General features: G+C 46.4%; 3 protein-coding genes. 1 reads left to right on the top strand and 2 read right to left on the bottom strand.

Translation table 11 applies throughout. The annotated features are described in order from the left end of the window. Positions 1 to 584 precede the first annotated feature (584 nt). Positions 585 to 1,046: a winged helix-turn-helix transcriptional regulator gene (locus ACTHUE_RS13335; protein ID WP_079453694.1), complete on the bottom strand. Its 462-nt coding sequence runs from the start codon at positions 1,044 to 1,046 to the stop codon at positions 585 to 587. A gap of 216 nt (positions 1,047 to 1,262) precedes the next feature. Between ACTHUE_RS13335 and alr the strand changes: the two genes are divergently transcribed. Beyond that, on the top strand, positions 1,263 to 2,321 hold the full coding sequence (gene alr, locus ACTHUE_RS13330) for an alanine racemase (protein WP_440423698.1): 1,059 nt from the start codon (positions 1,263 to 1,265) through the stop codon (positions 2,319 to 2,321). 59 nt (positions 2,322 to 2,380) lie between these two features. Here the strand turns inward: alr and ACTHUE_RS13325 are convergent, their stop codons facing one another. Next, on the bottom strand, positions 2,381 to 3,124 hold the full coding sequence (locus ACTHUE_RS13325) for a pseudouridine synthase (RefSeq protein WP_440423696.1): 744 nt from the start codon (positions 3,122 to 3,124) through the stop codon (positions 2,381 to 2,383). Positions 3,125 to 3,459: the final 335 nt, after the last annotated feature.

The following is a 3,459-nucleotide window of genomic DNA, read 5'->3' as shown; positions in this document are numbered from 1 at the left end:
GGGTGGTCATGGTCTTTGGGTTGGGTTGATATGGACGATGAATGTGTGAGTATGGAGCCGTTTATCTTTAGTGGCAATATATGTTTCAGACGGCCCTAAATTCTCTTTATATATGGGCGAAAATAGCAAGAAAAAGAGGGGAATAGCGGATTTGTTGTTTTTTAGCAAAATACTTGAAAATAGATGGGAAAACAGTTGACAGGGGGGTAGAAGGCTAGGATAATTCGCGCCGTTGAGTTGCTTGATGCAGCTTGATTTTTCTCCTCTATTTCTCCTTTGTAGACTTGGCGCATATCGAGACGGTATGCGCATTTTTTTATCTATATTGAAACATGATTACATTTAAAATTTGTAAATTGAATAATTAAGAAACTTTACAAGAAAAATACTTGCGCGGTTGAATCTCTTGTTGCATAATTCGTTTCGTTAGCTGGTTCGAGTAGTCAGTTAATAGTTTCTCCTCTATTTCTCCTTTGTAGACTTGGCACACATTCTGTCGAATGTGTGCATTTTTTTTGCCTATTTAAAATAAAGGCCGTCTGAATGTTGTAATCTTTCAGGAGGCCTTTATTGGTTGAATAGAATTAGATGTCTAATACTACTTCTTCTTTGACTTCTTCCATGACAACATAGCTGCGGCTTTCGGACGCAGCCGGTAGTTGCAGCAGGATATTGCCGAGCATATCGCGATAGGCGGACATATTGGGCAGGCGGACTTTGATAAGGTAGTCGTATTCGCCGGAGACCAAGTGGCATTCCAAAATTTGCGGAATTTTTAGCACTTCGCGTTTGAAGTCTTCAAAAATATTGCCGGATTTGGAGCGCAGTTTCAGCTCGACAAAGACCAAGAGGCTTTGACCTAAAGCATGAGGATTCAGATGGGCGTGATAGCCGGTAATAAGGTTGTCGCGTTCCAAGCGGCGGACGCGTTCGGTTACCGGCGTGGTGGAGAGGCCGACTTTTTCAGCCAATTCGGTCATGGGGATACGTGCGTTTTGTTGTAGGAGCTTGAGAATTTTTAAGTCGGTTTTGTCGAGTTCTTTCATGGCCTTGATGTCTGTCGTTTTCATTTGGATTGAATCATAACCTTAAAACAGGTTGAGAAGAAGCATAAATGCCTAAAGGCGCGCATGAGGTTTAAATTATGAATAGATTATTCTTGTGTATTTCATGGAATCCTGTGTAGTTTTTGACCTATAATATTTACTTCAAAGTAATAGGGCAGGCCGTCTGAAACGAAATGCCGATAAGAGGAATACATTATGCGTCCGCTCAATGCGCAAATCCGTTTGGATAATTTACGTCAAAATTATCGTTTTCTCAAAGAGTTGCACGGCAATAAATTGTTGGCTGTGATTAAGGCCGATGCTTACGGGCATGGCGCGGTCAGATGTGCACACGCGTTGGCGGATATTGCCGATGGCTTTGCGGTGGCAACGGTAGATGAAGGCGTGGAGTTGCGTCAAAACGGCATTAAAAATCCGATTGTTTTGTTGGAAGGCGTATTTGAGGCTGCGGAATATGCGGATGTTGACCGTTATGATTTGTGGCCGGCAATCGGCAGCCAATGGCAGCTGGAGGCGTTTGTGCATCATGAGTGGCAACGTCCGACAACCGTATGGCTGAAAATGGACTCGGGTATGCACCGCGCCGGTTTCTTTCCGCATAACTATGCTGCGGCCTATACTGCATTGAAACAATCCGAATCGGTTGAAAACATTGTGAAATTCAGCCATTTTGCCTGCGCGGACGAGCCGGAAAACGGCATGACCGAAATGCAGCTTGAAGCGTTTGATTTGGCGTGTGAAGATTTGGAAGGTGAAGAGAGCTTGGCCAATTCCGCCGCAATTTTGAACGTGACTGAAGCGCGCCGCGATTGGGGACGTGCCGGTCTGGCTTTATACGGTATTTCGCCTTTCGGCGGCGTGGATGATCGTTTGAAACCGGTTATGCGCCTGACTTCCCGCGTTTTCGGCGAACGTGTGTTGCAACCGCATTCTCCGATTGGCTACGGCGCAACGTTCTACACCAGCAAATCTACCCGTGTCGGTTTGATTGCTTGCGGCTATGCAGACGGTTATCCGCGTCGCGCTTCCACTAATTCCCCTGTGGCGGTGGATGGTAAGCGTAGCCGTATTATCGGCAGGGTATCTATGGATATGATTACGGTTGAGCTGGAAGCCTCGAAAGAGGGTTTAGGTGCGGAAGTCGAGCTTTGGGGCGATGTGATTAATATTAATGAAGTTTCCGAAGTTGCCGGTATGATTCCGTACGAAATCCTCTGCAATATCAAACGTGCGAAGTTTACTTATATCGAGTGAGCAGTAAAAGATAAGGCCGCCTGAAATGTGTTTTCAGACGGCCTTTTTGTTATCTGCAATTAAAACGATTCGTCAGTGCGTAGATAACGCCATTTGCCCGGCGGCAGTCTGCCGAGTTTGACTTTGCCCATGCGGATGCGTTTCAAACCGACGACGCGCAGCCCGACCAGTTCGCACATACGGCGGATTTGGCGTTTTTTGCCTTGTCGCAAAATAAAGCGCAACTGGTCTTCGTTTTGCCATTCGACTTTGGCGGGGCGCAATTTTTCTCCGTCCAAACTCAAGCCGTGGTTGAGCAGGGCGAGGCCTTTGTCGTCCAGTTTGCCACGGACGCGGACGAGGTATTCTTTTTCGCTGCTGCTGTTTTCGCCAATCAGTTGTTTGGCAATGCGGCCGTCCTGAGTGAGTACTAACAATCCGACGGAGTCGATATCTAAGCGACCGGCAGGGGCCAAGCCGAATTTGTGCTTTTCGCTGAAAGGGATACGGCTGTCATCGCCTTCCCAATGGTTTTCGGCGGTAATGAGTTCTGCGGCGGATTTATAGCCTTTTTCTGCCTGCGCGCTGACGTAGCCGACAGGTTTGTTCAGAAGGATGGTTACGCGCGCGGCTTGTTTTTCATGGGCTTGTTTGTTGAGGTCGATGCGGTCGCGCTCGGTAACTTTTTGACCGAGTACGGCGGTTTGGCCGTTGACTTTGACCCAGCCTTGCTCGATGTAGCTGTCTGCTTCGCGGCGCGAGCATAAGCCTAATTGTGCCATGCGTTTGGAGAGGCGCATGGTTTCGGAATCGTTGTTTTTCATGGTATGGCAATATAGAGAAATGGGAATGTCGGATTATAGCATTGACCGTTTGTCAGGCCGTCTGAAAACTGAATATTTGGATTTTCAGACGGCCTTTCGTTTGCTATATGTTAAGGAATATTTAGTTTTGAAGTAAAAAATGAAGGGTATATTGTCTGTTTGTGTTAACCTTACGGACGAACTAATCATTTTGTTTTCAGTCGAATTGGGGTTGAAATGACATTTCACTCATGAAATCATGAAGACTATAATGACTGGTCTTTCTGAAGCGCATTAAGGCAGTTTGTCGCTAAAGCAAGCCTTGGTGCATCACGTTTTAAGGATAAATCAATGAA

The sequence above is a fragment of the Neisseria sp. P0021.S005 genome (assembly GCF_051956955.1).
Note: the sequence above shows the minus strand (reverse complement) of the source record. Positions and strands in the feature narration are given on the sequence as shown.

What these genes read in the sequence shown, in the direction of transcription:
- ACTHUE_RS13325 (WP_440423696.1), bottom strand. Translation starts at nt 3,124, where the DNA reads ATGAAAAACAACGATTCCGAAACCATGCGCCTCTCCAAACGCATGGCA.
- alr (WP_440423698.1), top strand. Translation starts at nt 1,263, where the DNA reads ATGCGTCCGCTCAATGCGCAAATCCGTTTGGATAATTTACGTCAAAAT.
- ACTHUE_RS13335 (WP_079453694.1), bottom strand. Translation starts at nt 1,046, where the DNA reads ATGAAAGAACTCGACAAAACCGACTTAAAAATTCTCAAGCTCCTACAA.